The sequence below is a fragment of the Salimicrobium salexigens genome (assembly GCF_900156705.1).
GTDB lineage: Bacteria > Bacillota > Bacilli > Bacillales > Halobacillaceae > Salimicrobium > Salimicrobium album.
This window is the reverse complement of sequence record NZ_FTOK01000010.1, coordinates 13,255-37,104: the sequence shown is the minus strand read 5'-3', so window position 1 is coordinate 37,104 and position 23,850 is coordinate 13,255. Positions and strand designations below refer to the sequence as shown.

22 protein-coding genes are annotated in these 23,850 nt (G+C 48.9%); 13 read left to right on the top strand and 9 right to left on the bottom strand.

Annotated elements, in window-relative coordinates:
- Nucleotides 1–127: 127 nt before the first annotated feature.
- Complete coding sequence (locus BW931_RS11315; protein WP_076572415.1) at nt 128–1,177, top strand: dipeptidase; 1,050 nt, start codon at nt 128–130, stop codon at nt 1,175–1,177.
- A gap of 47 nt (nt 1,178–1,224) precedes the next feature.
- Here BW931_RS11315 and ddlA read toward each other — a convergent pair whose 3' ends face one another.
- Nucleotides 1,225–2,325: a D-alanine--D-alanine ligase gene (gene ddlA / locus BW931_RS11310; RefSeq protein ID WP_076572413.1), complete on the bottom strand. Its 1,101-nt coding sequence runs from the start codon at nt 2,323–2,325 to the stop codon at nt 1,225–1,227.
- A gap of 189 nt (nt 2,326–2,514) precedes the next feature.
- Between ddlA and aroD the strand changes: the two genes are divergently transcribed.
- Both aroD and BW931_RS11300 read left to right on the top strand, forming a co-directional pair.
- A complete protein-coding gene (aroD, locus tag BW931_RS11305) occupies nt 2,515–3,249 on the top strand; it encodes a type I 3-dehydroquinate dehydratase (protein ID WP_076572412.1) in 735 nt (244 codons plus the stop codon).
- A 17-nt stretch (nt 3,250–3,266) separates the two neighbouring features.
- Nucleotides 3,267–3,776, top strand: coding sequence for a shikimate kinase (locus BW931_RS11300; protein WP_076572410.1), 510 nt, complete (start codon nt 3,267–3,269; stop codon nt 3,774–3,776).
- Nucleotides 3,777–3,817: 41 nt separating this feature from the next.
- Here the strand turns inward: BW931_RS11300 and BW931_RS11295 are convergent, their stop codons facing one another.
- Nucleotides 3,818–4,351 (bottom strand): GNAT family N-acetyltransferase, encoded by a 534-nt coding sequence (locus BW931_RS11295; RefSeq protein WP_076572408.1) that lies wholly within the window; start codon nt 4,349–4,351, stop codon nt 3,818–3,820.
- Nucleotides 4,352–4,514: 163 nt separating this feature from the next.
- Here BW931_RS11295 and BW931_RS11290 point away from each other — a divergent pair, with 163 nt between their 5' ends.
- From BW931_RS11290 to BW931_RS11280, 3 genes are all read left to right on the top strand, one after another.
- Nucleotides 4,515–5,384 (top strand): SDR family oxidoreductase, encoded by an 870-nt coding sequence (locus BW931_RS11290; protein WP_076572406.1) that lies wholly within the window; start codon nt 4,515–4,517, stop codon nt 5,382–5,384.
- A gap of 229 nt (nt 5,385–5,613) precedes the next feature.
- Nucleotides 5,614–6,435, top strand: a complete 822-nt coding sequence (gene nei, locus BW931_RS11285) for an endonuclease VIII (RefSeq protein ID WP_076572404.1) — start codon at nt 5,614–5,616, stop codon at nt 6,433–6,435.
- 87 nt (nt 6,436–6,522) lie between these two features.
- Nucleotides 6,523–7,656, top strand: coding sequence for a zinc-dependent alcohol dehydrogenase (locus BW931_RS11280; RefSeq protein WP_076572402.1), 1,134 nt, complete (start codon nt 6,523–6,525; stop codon nt 7,654–7,656).
- Nucleotides 7,657–7,703: 47 nt separating this feature from the next.
- On the opposite strand, the gene rsmG is transcribed toward BW931_RS11280, so the two are convergent.
- From rsmG to rpmH, 7 genes are all read right to left on the bottom strand, one after another.
- Nucleotides 7,704–8,420 (bottom strand): 16S rRNA (guanine(527)-N(7))-methyltransferase RsmG, encoded by a 717-nt coding sequence (rsmG, locus tag BW931_RS11275; RefSeq protein WP_008590304.1) that lies wholly within the window; start codon nt 8,418–8,420, stop codon nt 7,704–7,706.
- A 15-nt stretch (nt 8,421–8,435) separates the two neighbouring features.
- The gene (gene mnmG / locus BW931_RS11270) at nt 8,436–10,322 is read right to left on the bottom strand and encodes a tRNA uridine-5-carboxymethylaminomethyl(34) synthesis enzyme MnmG (RefSeq protein WP_076572400.1); all 1,887 of its coding nucleotides are present in this window, start codon (nt 10,320–10,322) and stop codon (nt 8,436–8,438) included.
- Between the two features lie 22 nt (nt 10,323–10,344).
- Nucleotides 10,345–11,721, bottom strand: coding sequence for a tRNA uridine-5-carboxymethylaminomethyl(34) synthesis GTPase MnmE (mnmE, locus tag BW931_RS11265; RefSeq protein ID WP_008590300.1), 1,377 nt, complete (start codon nt 11,719–11,721; stop codon nt 10,345–10,347).
- Nucleotides 11,722–12,100: 379 nt separating this feature from the next.
- Nucleotides 12,101–12,718 carry an RNA-binding cell elongation regulator Jag/EloR gene (jag, locus tag BW931_RS11260; protein ID WP_076572398.1) on the bottom strand — a complete coding sequence of 206 codons (618 nt, stop codon included), beginning with the start codon at nt 12,716–12,718 and terminating at the stop codon, nt 12,101–12,103.
- Nucleotides 12,715–13,482, bottom strand: coding sequence for a membrane protein insertase YidC (yidC, locus tag BW931_RS11255; protein ID WP_076572396.1), 768 nt, complete (start codon nt 13,480–13,482; stop codon nt 12,715–12,717). The genes jag and yidC overlap by 4 nt, the downstream gene beginning before the upstream one ends.
- A gap of 77 nt (nt 13,483–13,559) precedes the next feature.
- The gene (gene rnpA, locus BW931_RS11250; RefSeq protein ID WP_076572394.1) at nt 13,560–13,907 is read right to left on the bottom strand and encodes a ribonuclease P protein component; all 348 of its coding nucleotides are present in this window, start codon (nt 13,905–13,907) and stop codon (nt 13,560–13,562) included.
- A gap of 128 nt (nt 13,908–14,035) precedes the next feature.
- Complete coding sequence (gene rpmH, locus BW931_RS11245; RefSeq protein ID WP_008590292.1) at nt 14,036–14,170, bottom strand: 50S ribosomal protein L34; 135 nt, start codon at nt 14,168–14,170, stop codon at nt 14,036–14,038.
- A 612-nt stretch (nt 14,171–14,782) separates the two neighbouring features.
- On the opposite strand from rpmH, the gene dnaA reads away from it, so the two are divergent.
- The 7 genes from dnaA (at nt 14,783) to gyrA (ending at nt 23,813) form a co-directional block, all read left to right on the top strand.
- Nucleotides 14,783–16,126 (top strand): chromosomal replication initiator protein DnaA, encoded by a 1,344-nt coding sequence (gene dnaA, locus BW931_RS11240; RefSeq protein WP_076572392.1) that lies wholly within the window; start codon nt 14,783–14,785, stop codon nt 16,124–16,126.
- A 175-nt stretch (nt 16,127–16,301) separates the two neighbouring features.
- On the top strand, nt 16,302–17,441 hold the full coding sequence (gene dnaN / locus BW931_RS11235; RefSeq protein ID WP_076572390.1) for a DNA polymerase III subunit beta: 1,140 nt from the start codon (nt 16,302–16,304) through the stop codon (nt 17,439–17,441).
- 213 nt (nt 17,442–17,654) lie between these two features.
- Nucleotides 17,655–17,876 carry a S4 domain-containing protein YaaA gene (gene yaaA, locus BW931_RS11230; protein WP_008590286.1) on the top strand — a complete coding sequence of 74 codons (222 nt, stop codon included), beginning with the start codon at nt 17,655–17,657 and terminating at the stop codon, nt 17,874–17,876.
- A gap of 16 nt (nt 17,877–17,892) precedes the next feature.
- The gene (gene recF / locus BW931_RS11225; protein WP_008590283.1) at nt 17,893–19,005 is read left to right on the top strand and encodes a DNA replication/repair protein RecF; all 1,113 of its coding nucleotides are present in this window, start codon (nt 17,893–17,895) and stop codon (nt 19,003–19,005) included.
- A 9-nt stretch (nt 19,006–19,014) separates the two neighbouring features.
- On the top strand, nt 19,015–19,311 hold the full coding sequence (gene remB / locus BW931_RS11220; RefSeq protein ID WP_076572388.1) for an extracellular matrix regulator RemB: 297 nt from the start codon (nt 19,015–19,017) through the stop codon (nt 19,309–19,311).
- 30 nt (nt 19,312–19,341) lie between these two features.
- Nucleotides 19,342–21,273 (top strand): DNA topoisomerase (ATP-hydrolyzing) subunit B, encoded by a 1,932-nt coding sequence (gene gyrB, locus BW931_RS11215; RefSeq protein ID WP_076572475.1) that lies wholly within the window; start codon nt 19,342–19,344, stop codon nt 21,271–21,273.
- Nucleotides 21,274–21,317: 44 nt separating this feature from the next.
- A complete protein-coding gene (gene gyrA, locus BW931_RS11210; protein ID WP_076572386.1) occupies nt 21,318–23,813 on the top strand; it encodes a DNA gyrase subunit A in 2,496 nt (831 codons plus the stop codon).
- Nucleotides 23,814–23,850 lie beyond the last annotated feature (37 nt).

Here is a 23,850-nt window from a genome sequence, read left to right as displayed (position 1 = left end):
ACATTTTCAAGTATAATGAAACTGCGTATGTTTTAGAGTCTTTATTTATTTTATCATAATTCACCGGTGAAAAGTATGAATTAAACGGATTCTTTAACGGGAATGAATCACAGAAGGAGGAGTTTTTATGAAGAAAAATATACCGATTTTTGACGGACACAACGACACACTGCTGCACCTGCAGGATGGCCTCACCTCTTTTTTCCATCCGCTGGAGCATACACATATCGACTATGAACGCGCCCAAAAATCAGGGTTCGCTGGTGGATTTTTTGCGATGTACACTCCGAGTCCGGAAAGGGAAGAGAACCGGGAAGATTTCATGAATGAGAACGGGTACAAATTCCCGCTCCCCGAAGTGATTACCCAGGCGGAAGCACTTACCTTCACGCATAAGCTCGCTTCCCAGCTCTTTCGGACGGAAAAAGAAAACCCTCATACCTTCCGGGTCGTCCGGAACGTAAAAGAACTGAAAGATTCCATCGATCAGGGAAAAATGGCTGCAATTTTTCACATAGAGGGAGCGGAAGCGATTGATTTATCCTTCGACTCCCTCTATGTCCTGTACAAAACAGGCCTTCGTTCCATCGGACCGGTATGGAGCAGAAATAATGATTTCGGAGAAGGCGTCCCTTTCTGTTATCCGTCTTCCCCTGACACGGGGGACGGTCTCACGGAGAAAGGCTTTGAACTCCTGCATCACTGTAACCACCTCGGTATTATGGTAGATACGAGCCATCTGACGGAAAGAGGTTTCTGGAATGTCGCCCATGCAACGGTCGCGCCTGTCGTAGCCACTCATTCGAACGTCCACTCCCTCTGTCCGAATGCCCGGAACCTGACGGACGAACAGATCAGGACAATCGCTGATTCCGGCGGGGTGATCGGTATCAATTTCGCCGTAAACATGTTGCGGGCGGACGGTAAGTTCGACACGGACGTATCGATGGAGGAGATTATCGCCCATTTCCGTTATATCGCCGATTTCGTCGGCGTGGACCACGTGGCCTTCGGTTCGGACTTCGACGGTACTACAATCCCGGATGTTCTTCAGGATGTAACCGGAAGCAGAAAAGTGCTGGAAGCTTTGGAAGAAGATGGGTTCACTGAAGATGAACTGGAGAAAATCGCCTGGAAAAACTGGGTGCGCGTCCTTGAAGAAACGTGGAAAGACTGAATAAATAATGAAAAGCCCGGGCCATCACAAGCTGCCCGGGCTTTCCGTTATTCCACCGTATTTTTTAACTGATTGTCGCGTTCGTATCTTTGGATTCCGAGCTGCAGAAGCTCATCGATCAGCTTCGGATAAGGGATACCGCTTATATCCCAAAGTTTCGGATACATACTTATTTTCGTGAATCCGGGAATGGTATTTATTTCATTGATGACAAGTTTCCCTTCTCCAGTAAGGAAGAAATCGACACGGGCCATTCCTTCACACTCCAAAATTTCGAAGGCGCGAACGGCAGCGGTACGGATTCTTTCTTTTTCGTTATCCGTCAGCTGCGCTGGCAGCTGCAGGCCGGCCCCGCTTTCATCAATATATTTCGACTCGTAGGAATAAAAGTCTCCGGCCGGGAGGATTTCTCCGATCTGGGAGGCTTTCGGCTGTTCGTTGCCGAGGATGGCACATTCCAGCTCTCTGCCGTCCACATTTTCTTCAATCAAAACTTTTTTATCGTAAAGAAAGGCTTCCGACAGAGCTTCTTCAAACTCCTCTTCTGTTTTCACTTTACTTACTCCGACCGAGGAGCCCTGACTGGCAGGCTTGATGAAGAACGGCGTACCAAGAGTACGGGCTGCCTTGTGGAAAGTGACCTCCCCTCTGGCTCTCTTACGGAGAGTGAGAGATTTCGCGACCTCAAGTCCCCCTTCGCGCAGCAGACGTTTGGCCACATCTTTGTCCATACATACGGCCGAGCCGAGGATGTCCGGGCCGACGTACGGGAGATTGGCGATTCTAAGCATCCCCTGAATGCTTCCGTCTTCCCCGAGTGTCCCGTGTAAAATCGGGAACACGACGTCCAGCTGCTCCAGCGCCTCTGATTTTGACACTTGAAGAACCTGGCTCTCTTCCCGTCCCGGCACAAGCGCCACCGCTTCATCCGAATGGTGAAGGCGGATGTTGGCAGGGTCGTCTTCATTTTCCAGATAATTGCTTACGTCATTCACATGCCAGTTCCCCTGCTTATCGATACCGATCAGCGTTACATCATACTTCTCTTTGTCGATCGCATCCACGACGTTCTTCGCAGACTGCAGGGAGACTTCGTGCTCGGCAGACTTTCCGCCGAATACGATTCCTACTCTTTGTTTATCATTCATACTTTAATCACTCCATCTGTTCGTTCATTCTGTACCAATTATACACATTTCTGCCGCTCTGTGACGAAGTTTTCTTGAATAAATGTGTGCAGCAATCCGCAGAATTTTAAATTTTCCCCCTTTTCCCTGTCGTTCCCTTACCCTTTCAAGTAAAATGAAACACATATTACCAACGGGGAGGGTTTATACATGCTGAAACAGAACGATGTGAATATCTGTACTCCCGTCACAGGACAAACGATGGAAGATGTGACGGAAGAAGTGCGTTCCATAGTACCGAAGAATCCGGACCTTTTTGAATGGAGAGCCGATCACTTCCGGAATCTTGCAGACACGGACCACGTTCTCGAGACTCTTGAAACGATTGGAGAAGTGAAAAAGGACATCCCGCTTCTGTTCACCATCCGCGACCAGAAAGAAGGAGGAGACCAGACCGATATCGACCAGTCCCACAAAGTGGAGCTGATCGAACGTGTAGCTGCCAACTCACACGTCTCTCTTCTCGATTTTGAACTCAGACAGCCCGAGGAGGACGTTGAACGTGTAAAAGAAGCGGCATCTTCGAACAACAAGCAGCTTATTTTATCCTTTCACGATTTCGACTCCACCCCCTCCTCCGAAGAGATGCACGCCATTCTCCGGGAGGCTGAGAAGAAAGGGGCAGATTACGCGAAACTGGCCGTCACTCCGGAGAATAAACAGGATGTCCTCCGCCTTCTTACCGTCACGGAAGGAGCAAAACGTTCCCTCGGCATACCGGTCATTACGATGGCGATGGGCGGACTCGGTACCGTAACCCGGATGTTTGCGTGGTATTTCGGTTCCGTCATTACGTACGCTGTAGGAAAGCACGCCTCAGCGCCGGGCCAGATACCGATTGAAGAACTGGACAAAACGATCGCTCAGCTGCGCAAATATCAATAGGCAGGGAGATTTTCACTATGGAAAAAAGCATTGCCATCATCGGATTTATGGGAGTCGGTAAAACGACGGTCGGTTCCCTTCTCAGTGAGAAACTGAACCGTACGTTCATCGATGTCGACAAAGAAATCGAACGGTATCACGATATGAAAATACGCGACATGTTCAAGGCGTACGGGGAAAAGATGTTCCGCGATGAAGAGAAAAAATTTATCTCTTACTATGCAAAACAGCCCGGCACTATTCTTTCTCTCGGAGGGGGCGCTTTTTTGCAGGAAGAAATCAGAGACGTGTGTATGGAACAATGCCACGTAGTATTTCTCGATATTTCCTGGGAAATATGGAAAAGCAGGATCGACGAACTGATGGAAGACCGCCCTGTCCTCCGTAATAAAACGACAGAAGAGATCCGTCAGCTGTTCGAAGAAAGGAAATCCGTCTATCGCGATCACCACGAACGGTTTCTTACGGACGGTTATACTGAAGAACAGGTCGCCGACGTCATTATCGAGCGGTTATCCCTGACATGAAAAAAAGCCGGCACGAGTTCTGAACTCATGCCGGCTTTTCCCTATTTGTCGGAGCGGTTCGCCCGGATCATTCCGTACATGTAGGTGTCCCTGAACTCTCCGTCATGGAAAACCTCATGACGTAACGCGCCTTCATATCGGAGCCCGACTTTCTTCATCACCTGCTGGGAAGGGATATTATCCGCCATCGCTCTTCCCCACATACGTTCAAGCTCAAGCTCATCGAATCCGAAGTCTGCAATGCAGCGGGCCGCCTCCGAAGCATACCCTTTCCCCCAGAACGGCCGCCCGACCCAATAGGCGAGCTCGCCGTTTTTATGTTTCCGGTTCACTCGCAGCGTCATCGTACCAGTAAGCTCTCCGCTTTCCTTTTCGATTATTGCAAGAGGGTACGCCGTGCCTTCTTCTATCGCTTCTTCGTGCGTGGCGATCCACGTTTCGGCGTGCTCCACCGTATATGGATGCGGCACGAAGGTTCTCCGGGCTATCTCCTTATCATTCGCCAGCTCAGCTGCCCGTTCTGCATCCGTCTCCCGGTATGGACGCAGAGTCAGTCGTGCGGATTCCAGTTTCATATCCTTCCCCCCTCTTATAAAAGTTATCGTTCATCTTATCGCACACGGACAAATTATGGAAGGGGAGTTTGATTTTTTTCACAGGTGGAATGATAGAAGTTAGAAAGCGTAACTACTGACTATCACTATAAATCATTAACTTATATAGAAGGAGGATCTTAACATGGAACGTTTTGATCGACAGACAGAAGGACAGCCGAAGCAGGGACAATCGCATCAGCCCGGCGTGGAAGGAAAAATGGACCCGAAACCGCTTCACGCGGATGAAGATTACCAGAGCGGTAACAAACTGAAAGGGAAAGTCGCTCTGATTACAGGAGCCGACAGCGGCATCGGCCGCTCCGTAGCTATCGGTTATGCCAGGGAAGGTGCCGATGTAGCCATCTCTTATCTGGAAGAACACCAGGACGCCGAAGATACCGCAAAGCTTATCGAAGCGGAAGGTCAAAAAGCGCTCCTTCTCCCGGGAGACGTCGGTGATGAAACGCACTGTAAAAATATCGTCGAAAAAACCCTCAGCGAGTTCGGTAAACTGGATGTACTCGTAAACAATGCGGCGGAGCAGCATCCGACGGACGACCTGCTGAACATTTCGGCAGAACAGCTGGAGCAGACGTTCCGGACGAATATCTTCTCTATGTTCCATCTGACGAAAGCGGCCATCCCTCACCTGGAGAGAGGAAGCTCTATTATCAATACGGCTTCCATCAACCCGTATACAGGGAACCCTCAGCTCGTGGACTATACTTCTTCGAAAGGTGCCGTCGTAGCGTTCACCCGTTCCATGGCCCAGCAGCTTGTAAATAAAGGTATACGTGTGAACGGAGTAGCGCCCGGACCGATATGGACACCATTGATCCCTGCCACGTTTGATGAGGATAAAGTGGAACAGTTCGGTACGAATACACCGATGGGACGTCCGGGTCAGCCGGTGGAGCACGTAGGCAGCTATGTCCTGCTCGCATCCGACGACTCGACATACATGACCGGCCAGTTCATCCACATCAACGGCGGCCTCTACATGTCCAGCTAAAAGTGGAGCTGACCGTTCAGAAACGAAGGCGCAGGCAGACGGACAGTCAAAAAGTGCTCTTTCTTTTTTGCCGGGCCGGACTGCCTGGGTTCCAAGTTTCTGGTCAGCGGAACTGGATAAGCTAAAAGTGGAACCAACCGGGAGAAGCCGGGGCGTAAGCAGGAAGAACCTTTGATCCGACTGCTTACGTCCTTTTTATTAAAGATTTTTTATTGAGAGGAGATCCGCTATGCCGGAAGGACCAGAAATACGGAAAGCCGCTGATGCGGTGGAGAAAGCCCTGAAAGACAGGGAAGTCCTTGATATATCTTTCGCTTTTGAAACACTGGAGGGATATGAGGATATTTTGACCGGGGCGACCGTAACCGGCGTAGATACGAAAGGAAAAGCGATGCTTACCCGCTTTGACAATGGGTACACCATCTATTCCCACAACCAGCTGTATGGGAAATGGATGATCAGGAATGCCTACAACTACCCGAAGACGAACCGGCAGCTCCGACTGGCGATTCATAACGAAAAAAAGTCCGCTCTTTTATACAGTGCTTCGGACATCGAAGTGCTGAGAGACGAGGAAGTACCTGATCATCCTTTCATAAGAAAAGTCGGACCGGATATTTTATCCGAGACTGTGACGAAAGAACAGCTGAGAGAACGGTACACGAGCAAACGTTTCTTCAGACGGAGATGGACCACCCTGCTTCTGGACCAGTCTTTCGTAGCCGGTATCGGAAACTACTTACGGAGCGAAATCCTTTTTCTCGCAGGTATCCACCCTTCCCTGAGACCCATAGACTCCACGCCACAGCAGATCGAGAAAGCGACAGAGGCTACGATTACCCTTATGGAACAATCCTACCGCTACAAAGGAATCACCGTCGATCCAGATATTGCAGAACGGATGAAAGCAGAAGGAAAAACAAGAAACCAGTACCGGCACTGGGTATTTCGTCGCTCGTTTCAGCCGTGTCACATATGCCGGACGAAAATAGAGAAAATGGAAGCCGGCAACCGCCGATTGTACTACTGCCCCACGTGCCAGGCACTTTAATAGTGAAAATCCTTCACCCTACATGTTTATTACTGGAAGTAAAAGGATATATTGTCTCCAATACCAGAAAAGGAGTGAGATACCAACATGAGAGCAGTAACGTTCCAGGATAAAGAAAACATGCAGGTAAAAGATGTAGCAGCTCCTTCCATACAAGAACCGAGCGACATGATCGTGAAAATAACAGCGAGCGGCGTGTGCGGCTCCGACTTACACCTTTATAAAGGCGGACTTAAGCCCGAACAGGACTACGTCGTCGGACACGAGCCGATGGGTATCGTAGAAGAAGTCGGCCCTGAAGTGAAAAACCTGAAAAAAGGCGACAGAGTCGTTATTCCGTTCAACATCGGGTGCGGGGAATGTTTCTTCTGTAAGAACCAGATGGAAAGCCAGTGTGACGAATCCAACCCGCACGGCGAACCGGGCGGTCTTTTCGGATTTACAGAAATGTTCGGGAACTTCCCCGGCGGCCAGGCGGAGTACCTTCGCGTTCCGTATGCTGATTTCACTTCCTTTAAAGTTCCGGAGAACAGCGAACTGGAAGATGAAAGCGTCCTCTTCCTCTCCGATGTAATGCCGACAGCTTACTGGAGTGTGGAAAACAGCGGGGTGAAAAAAGGAGATACCGTCATCATTCTCGGAAGCGGACCGATCGGCCTCATGGCTCAGAAGTTCGCCCGCATGAAAGGGGCAGCACGCGTAATCGCCGTCGATCAGGTCGATCATCGCCTCAGTCATGCCGAGAAGACGAATAACGTGGAAACTTATAACTTCTCCAATAATCCGGACATCGGCTCCCTCCTTCATGAAAACACCAAAGGCGGAGCTGACGTCGTCATCGACTGTGTCGGCATGGACGGAACGGTACCGAAAGGGGAGAAATTCGGTTCCGATGAAGATAACCAGTTCGGAACGATCCATCCGATTATCACAGCTTCCCAGGCTGTACGGAAGTTCGGAGTCGTCCAGCTTACCGGCGTATACGGTACAGACGCCAACGCCTTCCCGCTTGGTGATTTCTTCAGCCGGAACGTTTCCCTGACAATGGGTCAGGCGCCTGTCATCCACCTGATGCCGAAGCTGTATGACATGGTCGAGAACAATGAACTGGATCCGACCGATATCATCACCCACAGCCTTCCTCTTGAGGATGCGGCCAAAGGGTACGATATTTTCGATAAAAAAGAAGACGGCAACATTAAAGTCGTTCTGAAACCATAACGAAAAAAATCCCTCTTCCAACAGGAAGGGGGATTTTTCGTCTGTTTTCAGGAAAGAGGAACTTTATTCGGAGTTCCTGCTTTTCTCGGGTATTTACCAGGGGTTTTCCGGCGCTTTTCAATGCGTATAATACTTCTCTCCGCTCCGTCTTCCGGAAGCGTGAAGCTGTGCACATCCTTCGTCTCTCCGCCTAGGATAGAAATGGCGGATTCTGCTGTGTCCATCTCTTCCTGGGCGTTCGGCCCTTTCATGGCGATGAGGAACCCGCCTTTTTTCACAAGCGGCAGGCACAGTTCACTCAGCACAGACATCCGGGCGACAGCACGTCCGAGGACGAGATCATACTTTTCCCGGAATTTACCGTTCTTGCCGAAATTCTCGGCGCGGTCGTGATAGAAAGCCACATCGTTCAACTCAAGCTCCGTAGCTAAATGGTTCAGGAAACCGATTCTCTTTTTCAAGGAATCGACGATCGTAACCTTCAGTTCCGGAAACACGATTTTCAGCGGAAGACTTGGAAAACCTGCCCCCGCCCCGACATCACAGATGCGGAGCGGGCCGGAGAAGTCATGGTAAAAGGCAGCCGTCAGAGAATCATAGAAATGTTTCTCATACACTTCCCCTTTTTCCGTAATAGCGGTCAGGTTCATTTTTTCATTCCACTCGACAAGCATTTCCCAATATTTTTCGAACTGATCGAGCTGTTTCTCCGTAAGCTCGATTCCCTGTTCTTTCAATTTGTTTTGAAAAGTAGAAATATCCATATCTTACGTCCTTCCTCAGCCGGAAACCCGGGCTACATTTCCCTGTTCGATGTAGACAAGCAGAATCGATATATCAGCCGGATTCACACCGGAAACCCTCGAGGCCTGGCCGACAGAGAGCGGCTGTACGGCTTTCAAACGGTCTGCCGCTTCGGAAGCGAGACCCTGAATAGCATCGTAGTCGATGTCGTCCGGTATTTTTTTGGATTCCATATTTCTCATCTTCTCGATCTGTTCCAGAGATTTTTTAATATAACCGGAATATTTGATCTGAATCTCTACCTGTTCTTTTTCATCCGCTGTCAGAGCAATGTCGGAAGGAGTGAGACGTTCGATATAGCTGTAGTCGATTTCAGGCCGGCGCAGAAGGTCACTCGCCCGTACAGCTTCTTTCAGAGGCGTCGTACCCGATTCTTTCACGATGTCCTGCACGTCTTCCGTAGCCTTGACGATTTCATTTTCGAGACGTTTCTTCTCTTCTTCAATCTTGCGGCGTTTCTCTGTGAAACGATTATAGCGCTCTTCCGGAATGAGGCCGAGCTCGTATCCCTTTTCCGTAAGGCGGAGATCCGCGTTATCGTGACGAAGCATGAGACGGAACTCGGCACGGGAAGTAAGGAGACGGTACGGTTCTCTTGTACCTTTCGTGACCAGATCATCAATCATAACTCCGATATATCCTTCGGAACGATCGAGAATCAACGGTTCCAGATTAAGCGTTTTGGCAGCAGCGTTGATCCCTGCCATCAGTCCCTGACCGGCCGCTTCTTCATACCCGGAAGTCCCGTTGATCTGACCGGCTGTAAACAGCCCGTCAATCTGTTTCGTTTCGAGGCTCGGCCACAGCTGTGTCGGCACGACAGAATCGTACTCGATCGCATAGCCGGCCCGCATAATTTCTGCGTTTTCGAGTCCCGGTACTGTTTCCATCATCTGCTTCTGCACGTATTCCGGAAGAGAAGTGGACAGCCCCTGGACGTACACCTCTTCCGTGTCCCGGCCTTCCGGTTCCAGGAAGATCTGGTGACGTGGCTTGTCGTTGAAGCGCACAACTTTATCTTCAATGGATGGGCAGTAACGAGGCCCTGTACCTTTGATCATTCCCGAATACATCGGGGACAGACCGAGGTTTTCGTTAATGACTTCGTGAGTCGTTTCATTCGTATACGTCAGCCAGCACGGAATCTGGTCGGTAATGAATTCGGTCGTTTCATAGGAGAACGAGCGCGGTTCCGTTTCCCCGGGCTGAATCTCCGTTTTCGAGTAATCGATCGTATGGCTGTTTACACGCATCGGCGTTCCGGTCTTGAACCGTACCATTTCGATACCCAGTTCTTCGAGCTGCTCGGAAAGCGTGACGGTCGGACGCTGGTTGTTCGGTCCGCTTTCATAAGACAGATCACCGATGATGACACGTCCTCTCATAAACGTACCGGTTGTCACGATGACGCTTGGAGCATAGTATGCCGCTTTCGTTTCCGTTACGACTCCTTTGACCTGATCGTCCTCTACAAGAATCTTCTCCACCATTCCCTGGCGAAGGGTGAGGTTTTCCTGATTTTCAAGCAGACGTTTCATCTCTTTCAGGTAAAGAGGTTTATCCGCCTGAGCACGCAAAGCGCGTACGGCCGGACCCTTTCTTGTGTTCAGAAGGCGCATCTGTATATGGGTCTTATCGATGACGCGGCCCATCAGACCCCCGAGAGCATCCACTTCACGTACCACGATTCCTTTGGCGGGACCGCCGATCGAAGGATTACATGGCATGAACGCAATCATATCCAGATTCAGACTGAGCATGAGCGTCTTCGCGCCGCGCCGCGCGGAAGCTGCAGCCGCTTCGACTCCGGCATGACCGGCTCCTATAACAATAACGTCGTAATGACCTGCATCATAAGTCATTCGAGATCTCTCCTTTAAAATTTTATTTCCCTAAGCAGAACTGCGAGAATAATTCATCAATAAGACTTTCTCCGACAGTGTCACCGACAATTTCACCAAGCAGTTCCCACGTTCTCGTCACATCGATCTGAACGACGTCGATCGGCACTCCCATTTCCATACCTTCGCGCGCATCTTCCAGCGCCTGTTTGGACTGCTTCAAAAGCTGAACGTGCCGTACGTTCGATACGTACGTCATATCTCCGCTGTCGATTTCTCCTTCAAAGAATGTGGAAGAGATCGCGTTCTCAAGCTGATCGATTCCCTCTTCCTGAATGAGGGAAGTGGAAATGACCGGGTTGTCCCCGGCTAATTCTTTCACACGTTCTATATCTATATTCTGTTCAAGATCCGTCTTGTTCAGCAATACAATCATGTTCATATCGCGAGCCGCTTCAAAAAGCTTCACGTCTTCTTCCGTAAGCTCGTCTCCATAGTTTAACACAAGTAGAATGAGATCCGCTTCCGTCAGCACCTGACGCGAGCGCTCTACTCCGATCCGTTCGACGATGTCCTCGGTTTCCCGGATGCCGGCTGTATCCACCAGTCTGAGCGGCACTCCTCTCACGTTTACATATTCCTCGATCACGTCCCGCGTCGTCCCCGGAACTTCGGTGACAATCGCTTTGTTTTCATGGACGAGCGTGTTCATCAGTGATGACTTCCCGACGTTCGGACGGCCGATGATAGCCGTAGCCAGGCCTTCGCGCAGAATCTTCCCCTGCTTTGCCGTCTGCAGAAGATTTTCGATCTCATCACGGACTTCCGCCGTTTTCTCCTGCATGATGTCGTTCGTCATTTCCTCGACGTCATCATACTCCGGATAGTCGATATTCACTTCCACCTGGGCAAGTGTTTCCAGAAGTTTCTGTCGCAGATTCTGGATCAGACCGGACAACCGGCCGTCCATCTGCTTCAACGCCACGTTCATCGCTCTGTCCGTTTTGGCACGGATAAGGTCCATGACTGCTTCCGCCTGCGACAAGTCGATTCGTCCGTTCAGAAAAGCACGTTTCGTGAATTCTCCGGGCTCGGCAAGTCTCGCTCCCTGAGCCAGAACGATTTCAAGGACACGGTTCACGGACACGAGCCCGCCGTGACAGTTGATCTCAACGATATCTTCCCGGGTGAAGGTTTTCGGTGCACGCATGACCGACGCCATCACTTCTTCCGCTATTTCACCCGTTTCCGGGTCCAGTAATTTTCCATAGTGCATCGTATGAGAATCGACAGTCGTCAAATCTTTCCCCTGGAACAGTTCATTCGCTCTGGAAACTGCATCATCCCCGCTCAGGCGGACAATCGCAATCGCTCCTTCTCCTGTCGGGGTAGAAATAGCCGCAATCGTATCGGTATCCATACATCGCACCTCCTTCTTTATTGAAATATCCACATGTGGATAAGTTTATCGTTAATAACTAACAGTTAAGATTAGCATGATTTGGGGATAAATATCAAGTTCCTGCTTCACAGCTTAAAAGAATCTCCCGGGGCTTCAGGAGGACCCGGATTATCGTGACCTTCAGGGGGTTTTCCAGTCTTTAAACGTCACGTTTCCCACTTTATCGTTACCTTCCGGCTGTACAATGATGCACAGACGTCACGTTTCCTGCGTAATCGTTACCTTCACCCGAAGTGCCAGGCTCCGAAAGTCACGAAAAAGCCGGAAGGCAAAAAACCTTTTTTCCGCATACAAAAACCCGCCAGGGAAGCCTGGCGGGAAAAGGGTTGCAGCTATTCTATTGCACAGGGCGGATAACGACGGAGCGGTTCGGATCTTTTCCGGCCGAATCCGTCTCTACCCGTCTGTTTCTCTGGAGAGCCGCATGAATGATTTTCCGTTCGTAGGAAGGCATAGGTTCTAGTTTCACCTGCTGCTGTCTCACGAGCGCCTGTTCTGCCTTACGCTCAGCCAGCTGCTTCAGCGTCTCGCGACGACGTTCCCGGTAACCTTCTGCATCGAGGGTGACACTCATGAGCTGTTCAGCCGAATTGTTTACAGCCATCTGAGTCAGGTACTGCAGGGCATTCAGTGTCTGCCCGCGTTTTCCGATCAGTCTGGCTATGTCTTCCCCGGAAATATCGGCATAGATTTCCCGGTTCTTTCTTTTCGTATCGACGCTCACAGTAAGTCCCATCTGAGCTGCTACGTTCTGAATGTAGGCGACTGTTTCTTCTTCCAGATCTTTTTTCTTCGTCACTTTGACAATGGACGGTTTTGCTCCGAATCCAAGAAAACCTTTTCTGCCTTCATCCAGTATCTCCACATCAACCCGGTCCTCTGTTGTCCGAAGTTCGGCCAGGGCAGAGTCGACCGCTTCTTTCACTGATGAGCCTGTAGCAGTCATTTGCTTCACTGATTTGCGCCTCCTGTCGATTTGTTCATCATCGGTTTACGTATAAATATCGTCTGTAAAATCATGAACACGTTACCCACGATCCAGTAGAGAGCAAGGGCGGACGGGAAGAAGAATGCGAATGTACCGATCATCAGCGGCATGATGTAAAGCATCATCTGCATCTGAGGGTTCGCACCTGCTGCTCCCGACATGCCTGCCATCATCAGCTTCTGCTGAAGGAACGTAGTGGCAGCTGTCAATATAGCGAGAAACGGATCCGGAGAACCGAGTTCGAGCCACATGAAGTTATGTGTCTGTATTTCGGGTGTTCTCATAATTGCGTGATAGAAACCGATCAGTATCGGCATCTGAACGATGATAGGCAGACATCCGGCCAGCGGGTTGACACCGTTCTGCTGGAAAAGATTCATCGTTTCCTGCTGCAGCTTCTGCTGCGTCTGAGCATCTTTCGAACTGTATTTCTGTCTTAATTCCTGCAGTTGAGGCTGAATATCCTGCATCGATTTCGAACTTTTCAACTGTTTAACGTTCAACGGCAACAAGACCAGACGAATGATGATCGTCACCGTAATGATTGCCAATCCATAACTTCCGCTTAAGAAATCAGCGAAAAACAACAACGTCTGTGATAACGGCCAGACTACGAATTCATTCCAGAATCCGGTACTATCCGCAGAAACATCCTGATTAATCTGCGTACACCCGGAAAGGAATAGCAGTACTCCCGCCATTGCGAGCAATATGCTCAGCTTTTTACGCAACGTTCCTTCCTCCTTACTGAAACTTCATATTTCCTTTTTCATACTAGCACTTATTAAGGAATCATTCCATGAACATTTTATTTCAATTTCTTTTTCAAAACACCGGAACGCCTGCAGACGTGCTGAAGACTTTGCTTCAGTTCGTGGTACTCCATCGTGTTCACCGGTTTTCTGGCAATCACTACGTAGTCATATTCCTGATGAAGGTCCTCTTCCATCTCCTGAAAAGCCTGACGCAGGTACCTCTTCACTTTATTTCTCATTACAGCATTGCCTATCCGCTTACTCACGGATAGTCCAATCCGGAAATGAGGCTGATCTTTTTTATAATAATAAAGAACCAGCTGCCTGTTGGCAAAAGATTTCCCTTTTTTGAAGACCGTCTGAAATTCTTTGTTTTTTTTGATTCTGTATGCTTTCTGCACAGTTCTCACAACCTCTTATCTGCATTAAAAAAGTTCTGTCCCAAAGGCCGGAGAACACCAAGTGGCGATCATCACTCCGACACGAATGGCAGAACCTAGAAAAAAAACCACTGATTACTTCAGTGGTCTTATGCGGATAACGTTTTTCTTCCTTTACGACGACGACGAGCAAGAACTTTTCTGCCGTTCTTCGTGCTCATACGTGTACGGAATCCGTGTACTTTTTTGCGCTTACGATTATTTGGTTGAAATGTACGTTTCATTATATACACACCTCCTGATGGGATTTACATGTTGTTTCTCATGTCATAGGCAGTCCTAATCATTATAATCATATTTAAAAAATGATGTCAATTACTAATTTAAGGGGAGTTCTTTTTTCAGAGGTGTCTTACAACAGCATCTGTACTACAACAACCAAAAAATAAGCTGTCCACCTCCAGTGTGCACAACATTTTCAGTTCTCGTTTCTATCCACAGCACTAATCTACAGGTTAACCACAAAATATGGTGGTGTGGATATGTTTTTTCCTCAAGCTGTAGAAATTGTGGATAAGTTCCTGTGATTCATTGCAAGACTGCGATTTATTTGATATTATATTTGTGTTTAACAGTGAAATCAATTCCTGCCCGATTTTATATTATCCACAGCTTGTGGGTAATATGTGGATAGTTTTTCACAGGGGTGTAGACATACTTATACACAAAGGTGTGGATAATGGGTAAAAAACGACTGAGTCCTTTATTCATACCCTATCGTACATCCACAACAGTTTAAAAGACATTTTTTATGTTAAAGCGAAAAATTATAGCTTTTTGTTATGTAAAACGAACAAAAAGCTTTTCTTTATTGGAACAGGAAAGGGGTGAAAGGGTTGGAAAATATCCATGAGTTATGGAATGCCACTCTGGAGCAGATGAAAGAGAAAATCAGCAAACCGAGCTTTGAGACCTGGCTGAAAGCGACGAAAGCTCACTCTCTCGACGAAGATACGCTCACCATCATAGCTCCGAATGAATTCGCGAGGGACTGGCTCGAGAACCAGTATCAGAAATTAATAAAAGAAACATTGATCGAAGTGACGGGATCGGAACTGAAAACGAAATTCATCATCCCGGAAACGAAAGAGGAGTCTCTCGAAGACGTAAAACTCTCCTCCAAACCTCCGGATCTTAAAGACGGGGAAGAATCTCCGACGAGCATGCTGAATTCCAAATATACGTTCGACACGTTCGTCATCGGAAGCGGGAACCGGTTCGCTCACGCAGCCTCTCTGGCCGTTGCGGAAGCTCCGGCAAGGGCTTATAACCCCCTGTTCATCTACGGGGGCGTCGGGCTTGGCAAAACCCACCTGATGCACGCGATCGGGCATTACGTACTGGATCACAACCCGAATGCGAAAGTCGTATATATTACATCCGAAAAATTCACGAATGAATTCATCAACTCGATCCGTGATAACAAAGCCGTGAATTTCCGAAACAAATACCGGAGCGTGGACGTTCTTCTTATAGACGACATCCAGTTCCTTGCGGGGAAAGAACAGACCCAGGAAGAGTTCTTCCATACATTCAATACTCTTCATGAAGAAAGCAAACAGATCGTCATTTCAAGTGACCGTCCCCCGAAAGAGATACCGACGCTCGAAGACAGGCTCCGCTCCCGCTTTGAGTGGGGACTGATTACGGATATCACACCGCCGGATCTTGAGACGAGAATTGCGATCCTCAGAAAAAAAGCTAAAGCGGAAGGACTCGAGATCCCGAATGAGGTCATGCTTTATATCGCCAACCAGATCGATACCAACATCCGTGAACTCGAAGGAGCACTGATCAGAGTGGTGGCCTATTCCTCCCTGATCAATCGGGATATCAACGCTTCGCTGGCGGCAGAAGCTCTGAAGGACATTATTCCGAACAAGAAGCCGAAAGTCATTACAATCGGCGATATCCAGGAAGTCGTCGCTGAGAAATTCAACATCCGCATGGAAGATTTTCCTGCGAAAAAACGGACGAAATCCGTAGCGTTCCCCCGCCAGGTTGCCATGTATTTATCGAGGGAGCTCACTGATGCCTCCCTTCCTAAAATCGGGGAAGAATTCGGGGGACGCGATCATACGACAGTCATTCATGCCCATGAAAAGATTACGAATATGCTGAGTAATGATCAGCAGCTTCACAGGGAACTCGATGAGATTACAGAACAGTTGAAAACGTAGAGCCTGGGTATAGTGTGAATAACAGGTACACATTCGCACACAGGTTATACACATGTGGATAATTATATGAGTCATGAGATAATTACAGTTATCCACAAATCCACACGCCCTATTACTATTACTACTATTTTTTTAATAATAATAATTAATATATTCACTTTAGGAGGACTCATGAATGAAATTCGCTATTCAGCGTGATCAACTGATGGAAAGTGTCCAGGATGTAATGAAAGCCATATCTTCCCGTACGGCAATTCCGATTCTTACAGGAATGAAACTGGAAGCTACGACAGAAGGAGTAAAACTTACGGGGAGTGACTCCGACATCTCCATCGAATCTTTCATACCCGCCGAGGAAGACGGAACGGTCCATATCGAAAACATTGAACCGGGAAGCATCGTTCTACAGGCAAAGTACTTTCCTGATATCGTACGTAAAGTTCCGGATAATACCGTGGAAATAGAAAGCGATCATACGAAAAACGTAACGATCCGTTCCGGAAGTGCAGAATTTCACCTGAATGGCCAGGACGCCGAAGAATACCCGTCTCTTCCGCAACTGCGTACGGAAAACAGTTTCGATATGCCTACGGATCTTCTGAAAAGACTGATCAAACAGACCGGATTCGCCGTTTCCACTTCCGAGACCCGACCGATTCTGACAGGAGTGCACGTGAGTACGGAAGAAGAGAATCTTCAGTTCGTAGCAACCGACAGCCACCGTCTCGCTTCAAGAAAAATCAGCCTGGAAACGGAAGAAACGTTGAACCTTCCTTCCGTCGTCATCCCCGGGAAGAGTCTCAGTGAACTGAACAAAATTCTCGATGATACGGGAGACTCGGTACAGATCAGCATTACGGATAACCAGATCCTCTTCCGGACAAAACATTTATATTTCCTGTCACGTCTTCTCGAAGGTAACTATCCGGAGACATCCCGTCTTATTCCGAACGAAAGCAAAACGACGGTACTTATCGATTCCAAAGAACTGCTTCAATCCGTGGATCGTGCTTCTTTGCTGGCTAAAGAAAACAGAAACAACGTCGTACGTCTGCTTACGAAAGAAAACAACCAGATTGAAATTCACGGAAATTCTCCGGAAGTCGGTAACGTAACGGAAGAAGTGACGGCTGACACAATCGACGGGGAAGAACTGAAAATATCGTTCAGCGCCAAATACATGATGGATGCCCTGAGGGCGATCGATGCAACTCAGGTAAAAATATCTTTTACAGGAGCGATGCGGCCGTTCCTGATCACTCCTGTTGACGATGATTCCATACTTCAGCTCATCCTGCCGGTCCGTACGTATTAATTACGTGTAACGTGAGAAAGAGTTATCCACTGTGGATAACTCTTTTTTCAGGTTTTGATCTAAAAGGGACTGTAACCGGTTGTGACGGGTTTCTTGACCGCTCCGGAAACTTTTCCCACCTCCCCGATAAAGTAAGGCCCTTTCCTTTTCATAACCCCTTATCTTTAGTAAAATAGATAAATAGATACTACTTAGAGAATAAAGGTGACGGAGATGAGCGAAAAAATTGAAATAACGACCGAACAGATCCAGCTTGGGCAATTCCTCAAATTGGCGAACGTTGCAGAATCGGGCGGAATGGTGAAAATGCTTCTTTCCGAATTTGAAGTACTGGTAAACGGTGAACCCGAATCCAGACGGGGCCGGAAGCTCCGGATCGGTGACGTCGTTGAAATTGAGGAGTTCGGAGCATACGAAGTCGTCTCCGAACAGTAGATGGAGAAGCGATCTGATGCATATTAAAGATATAGCCCTGACTACTTACAGAAATTACGACAGACTTGCTCTCGAGTTCGACGACACGATCAACGTCATCATCGGAGAAAATGCTCAGGGGAAGACGAATTTGATGGAATCGATTTATTTACTCGCTTTCACGAAATCACATCGTACTCCGAGGGATAAAGAACTCATACAGTGGGACGCGGAGTATGCTAAAATAAAAGGTACGATTATAAAACGGAACAGCCGTTTTCCGATGGAAATCGTCCTCTCCAAAAAAGGGAAGAAAGCGAAACTGAATCATATCGAGCAGAGGCGGCTCAGTGATTACATCGGTGCCCTTAATGTCGTCATGTTCGCACCTGAAGACCTGAACCTCGTAAAGGGGAATCCGCAGGTGCGCCGCCGTTTCATAGACATGGAAATCGGACAGATCCAGCCGAGGTATATTTATCACCTGGGTCAGTATCAGAAAGTTCTGAGACAGCGGAACCATCTTCTGAAAGACCTGCAGCGCCGTCGCAATGAAGATGCGACCATGCTGCACGTACTTACCGAACAGCTTATCGAACATGCAGCGATTATCGTGGAGCGGCGCTTCCAGTTTCTGAATCTTTTGAGAGAATGGGCAGCTCCGATCCACCGGGGCATCAGCCGGGAACTGGAGAAACTTGAGATTTTCTACAGACCGAGTCTTGATGTGTCGGAGGATATGGATCTTGACGCTATCAAAGAAAGTTATATAGCAAAATTCCACGGGATCGAAACGAAAGAGATTGAAAGAGGGACGACCCTCGCCGGACCTCACCGGGACGATCTCGTCTTTTATGTGAACGGCAGAGACGTCCAGACATACGGCTCCCAGGGACAGCAGAGGACGACTGCCCTTTCCCTGAAACTGGCCGAAATAGAACTGATCAATAAAGAAACCGGAGAGTACCCGGTTCTGCTGCTTGATGATGTCCTCAGTGAACTGGATGACTACCGGCAGTCTCATCTGCTCCATACGATTCGTGGAAAAGTCCAGACGTTCGTCTCGACGACGAGTATCGACGGTATCGAACACGAAGCACTGCAGGAAGCGGAACTTTTTTATATCGAAGAAGGAATAAGAAAGAAATGAGGTGTCCTATTGTTCATTCATATAGGTGAAGGCAACATAGTGAAATCCGAAGAGGTCGTAGCCATCATTGACTGCGAACTGCTCAGTTCTTCCACCATTACGGAAGAGATGGTCTTCAACAGAAGAAAAGAAAAGCAGGTGGTGGAGACGGAGGGGTATGAGCCGAAAGCGATGGTTGTTACGGAAGAGGTGCTCTATTTCAGTCCCCTTTCTGTAGCCACCCTGAAAAAGCGTGGAAAAATGCAGAACACCCTGGATAAACTGGATGACTATTCGGAAGAGATGGAAGAAGCGCTTGATAAATAATCAAAAGAAACAAGGACTGTGGGTGAAACTATGAGTGAAGAGATTCAAAGAGGTAAAGAACAGGCGTATGATGAGAATCAGATTCAGGTGCTCGAAGGTCTGGAAGCGGTACGTAAACGTCCGGGTATGTATATAGGCTCGACGAACGAAAAGGGTCTCCATCACCTGGTGTGGGAAATAGTCGATAACAGTATTGATGAAGCGATGGCCGGCCACTGTGACCATATCCAGGTGGTTATCGAAGAAGATAACAGTATTACGGTTATGGATAACGGGCGCGGTATTCCCGTCGGTATCCAGGAAAAGACCGGACGTCCGGCCGTTGAGGTGATCATGACCGTTCTTCACGCCGGCGGTAAGTTCGGCGGCGGCGGTTACAAAGTCTCGGGCGGTCTGCACGGCGTCGGAGCTTCTGTAGTGAACGCTCTTTCCGATTATCTCGAAGTACACGTGCACCGGGACGGTAAACTGTATCATCAGGATTTCCGCCACGGCGTCCCGCAAAAAGACGTCGAAGAAATCGATACGACGGATAAGACCGGAACACAGATTCATTTCAAACCGGACCCTGAGATCTTCAAAGAAGGTCAGGAATATGATTTCGAAACGCTCACGACGCGTCTCAGAGAACTTGCGTTTCTGAACCGCGGTCTGACTATTACGGTGGAAGACAAGCGTGAAGAGCACGGCAACGGGAAGAAGGAGTTTTACTACGAAGGCGGTATCATTTCGTACGTGGAACACTTGAACAGCAGCCGGGAAGTTCTTCATGAACCGATTTATGCCGAAGCGGAGCAGGACGGAATTTCCATCGAACTGGCGCTTCAGTACAACGACGGCTTCGCCAGTAATATTTATTCCTACGCCAACAATATTCACACTTATGAAGGCGGAACGCACGAATCCGGATTCAAAACGGGGCTGACCCGGGTCATCAACGACTACGCCCGGAAAAACAGCATGTTCCGGGAAAACGACCCGAATCTGACCGGGGATGATGTAAGAGAAGGACTGACCGTCATCATCTCGATCAAACATCCCAATCCTCAGTTCGAAGGTCAGACGAAGACGAAGCTTGGAAACAGTGAAGCCCGTACGGTTACGGATGCGCTGTTTTCCGAAAACTTCAGTAAATTCCTGCTGGAAAACCCGAACGTTGCTAAAATCATCGTCGAAAAAGGCCTGATGGCTTCACGGGCAAGAATGGCAGCCAAGAAGGCGAGAGAGCTGACGAGAAGAAAGAGCGCTCTTGAGATCTCCAATCTTCCCGGGAAACTTTCCGACTGTGCTTCGAAAGACCCTTCCGAGTCCGAACTTTATATCGTGGAGGGGGACTCGGCCGGAGGATCGGCCAAACAGGGACGGGACCGTCACTTTCAGGCTATCCTTCCGCTGCGCGGTAAAATTCTGAACGTCGAGAAAGCACGTCTTGATAAAATCCTCTCCAACAACGAAGTGCGTACCATGATTACGGCACTCGGAAGCGGAGTGGGCGAAGAGTTCGACGTATCGAAGGCCCGCTATCACAAAGTCGTCATCATGACGGACGCAGACGTGGATGGTGCACACATCCGGACCCTTCTCCTTACGTTCTTTTACCGATACATGAGACCGCTGCTTGAACACGGGTACGTCTATATCGCCCAGCCGCCGCTCTATCAGATTAAACAGAACAAAAAAGAGTACTACACGTTCTCCGACCAGGAACTGGAGGAGAAGCTTGCCGAAATACCGGCTACTCCGAAACCGGTAATCCAGCGTTACAAAGGTCTCGGTGAGATGAATCCGGAGCAGCTGTGGGAGACGACGATGAACCCTGAAGGCCGTACGATGCTCCAGGTCACTCTTGAGGATGCCATCGGAGCGGATGAGACATTCAGCATGCTGATGGGGGATGCGGTCGAACCGAGAAGGAATTTTATACAGGAAAATGCTCATTACGTTCAGAATCTGGACGTATAAGACGAAGGAAAGATAAGAGTTCGTTTCTCTAGGAGGTTTACAAAATGGTGGATCAGCCAGACAGTTCGCGCGTGCATGAAATAAATATAAGTAACGAGATGCGGACCTCATTTTTGGATTATGCAATGAGTGTCATCGTGGCGCGTGCCCTCCCGGACGTACGGGACGGTATGAAACCGGTACACAGACGTATTCTTTATGCCATGAATGATCTCGGCATTACGGCAGACAAAGCGTATAAGAAATCCGCCCGTATCGTCGGGGATGTTATCGGTAAGTATCACCCGCACGGGGATTCCGCCGTTTATGAAGCGATGGTACGTATGGCTCAGGATTTCAGTTTCCGTTACGAGCTCGTGGACGGGCACGGAAACTTCGGGTCTGTCGACGGGGATTCTGCAGCCGCTATGCGTTACACGGAAGCGCGCATGTCCAAGATTTCCATGGAAATGCTGCGCGATATACAGAAAGATACAATTGATTATCAGGAGAACTACGACGGCACGGAGAAAGAACCGGCCGTGCTGCCCGCCCGTTTTCCGAACTTTCTCGTGAACGGGGGAGCAGGTATTGCCGTAGGTATGGCCACAAACGTTCCTCCTCACCATCTCGGAGAAGTTATCGACGGTGTGCTGGCTCTGAGCCGGGACCGTGACATAACTGTTCAGGAACTGATGGAAAACTATATTTTCGGTCCGGACTTTCCGACATCGGGTCAAATTCTCGGACTGAGCGGAATACGTAAAGCCTACGAAACAGGAAAAGGTTCGATTTTAATACGGTCGAAGGTCGATATTGAAGAAAAACCCAACGGCAAGCATCACATTACCGTGACCGAACTCCCTTATCAGGTGAACAAAGCCCGGCTGGTTGAAAAGATTGCCGAGCTTGCCCGTGATAAGAAAATAGACGGTATTACGGACTTGCGTGATGAATCGGACCGGGACGGCATGCGGATTGTCATTGAACTAAGGAAAGACGTTAATGCCAATGTCCTGCTGAATAACCTTTACAAAATGACAGCTCTCCAGACTTCCTTCGGCATCAATATGCTGGCGCTTGTCGACGGAAGACCTCAGGTTCTGAACCTGAAACAGGCACTGGAACACTATCTGGAACACCAGAAAGTGGTTATCCGCAGACGGACGGCTTATGAACTGAAGAAAGCTGAAGCGAGAGCCCACATTCTCGAAGGTCTTAAAGTGGCGCTCGATCACCTGGATGAAGTCATTACGCTTATAAGACAGTCACAGACGACAGAGGTTGCCCGCGAAGAACTGATGACCCGCTTCGAGCTTTCCGAGAAGCAGGCCCAGGCTATTCTTGATATGCGTCTGCAGCGTCTGACAGGGCTTGAACGCGAGAAGATCGATTCCGAGTACGATGATCTCGTTAAGAAAATCGAGGAATTAAAAGCGATTCTGGCCGACGAAGAACGCGTACTCGAAATCATCAGAGAAGAGCTTCTTGAACTGAAAGAGCGCTTCAGTGATGAACGCCGTACCGAAATTATCATGGGCGGTATGGAAATGATTGAAGATGAAGACCTTATTCCGGAGGAGACGATTGTCGTCACTCTTACTAATCAAGGGTACGTGAAGCGGCTTCCGGCCGACACATACCGGGCTCAGCGTCGCGGTGGCCGTGGCGTGCAGGGGATGGGTACGAATGACGAAGACTTCGTGGAACATCTGCTTTCGACCTCCACCCACAGTACAGTGCTCTTTTTCTCCAATAAAGGAAAAGTGTACAAGCTTAAAGGGTATGAGATTCCCGAATTCAGCAGAACGGCGAAAGGTCTTCCGATCATCAACCTTCTCAATATCGAAAATGATGAGTGGATCAACGACGTCATTGCCGTGGATAAATTCGAGGAGGACTGGTACTTCGTCTTTACTACGAGGCACGGAGTTACGAAACGGACCAGCCTTTCGAAATTCGCCAATATACGAAAAGGCGGCCTGATCGCTCTCAGCCTGCGTGAAAATGATGAACTCATTTCCGTACGCATGACGGACGGAGAAAAAGACATCATGATCGCCACCCAAAACGGGTACCTTATCCGGTTCCCTGAGACACAGATACGTTCCATGGGCCGTACAGCTGCCGGAGTCAAAGGTATTTCCCTCCGAAGCGACGACCGGGTCGTATCGATGGAACTTGTCGAAGATGACCGTGAGATTCTTACCGTTACGGATAAAGGGTTCGGGAAACGGACGCCTGCTTCCGAATACCGGATAACGAACCGGGGCGGAAAAGGGATCCTTACCTGTAACCTCACAGATCGGAATGGAAAAGTCGTTTCCACGAAAGCGGTCACGGGGGAAGAGGACCTCATGATTATGACAGCCAGCGGCGTTCTCATCCGTATGGCAGCCGACAGTGTGTCGCGCACCGGGCGTAATACGCAGGGCGTTCGGCTCATTCGCCTGCAGGAAGGCGAAGAAGTGTCGACCGTAGCCCGTCTTGAAGCGATGAAAGAAGAGAAAGAGGAAGAGACAGAAGGCCTCTCTGAAGATTCGACGGAGAGCCTGGAGTAATAGTTTTATCCCCCCGCCGTTATAAACGGACGGGGGT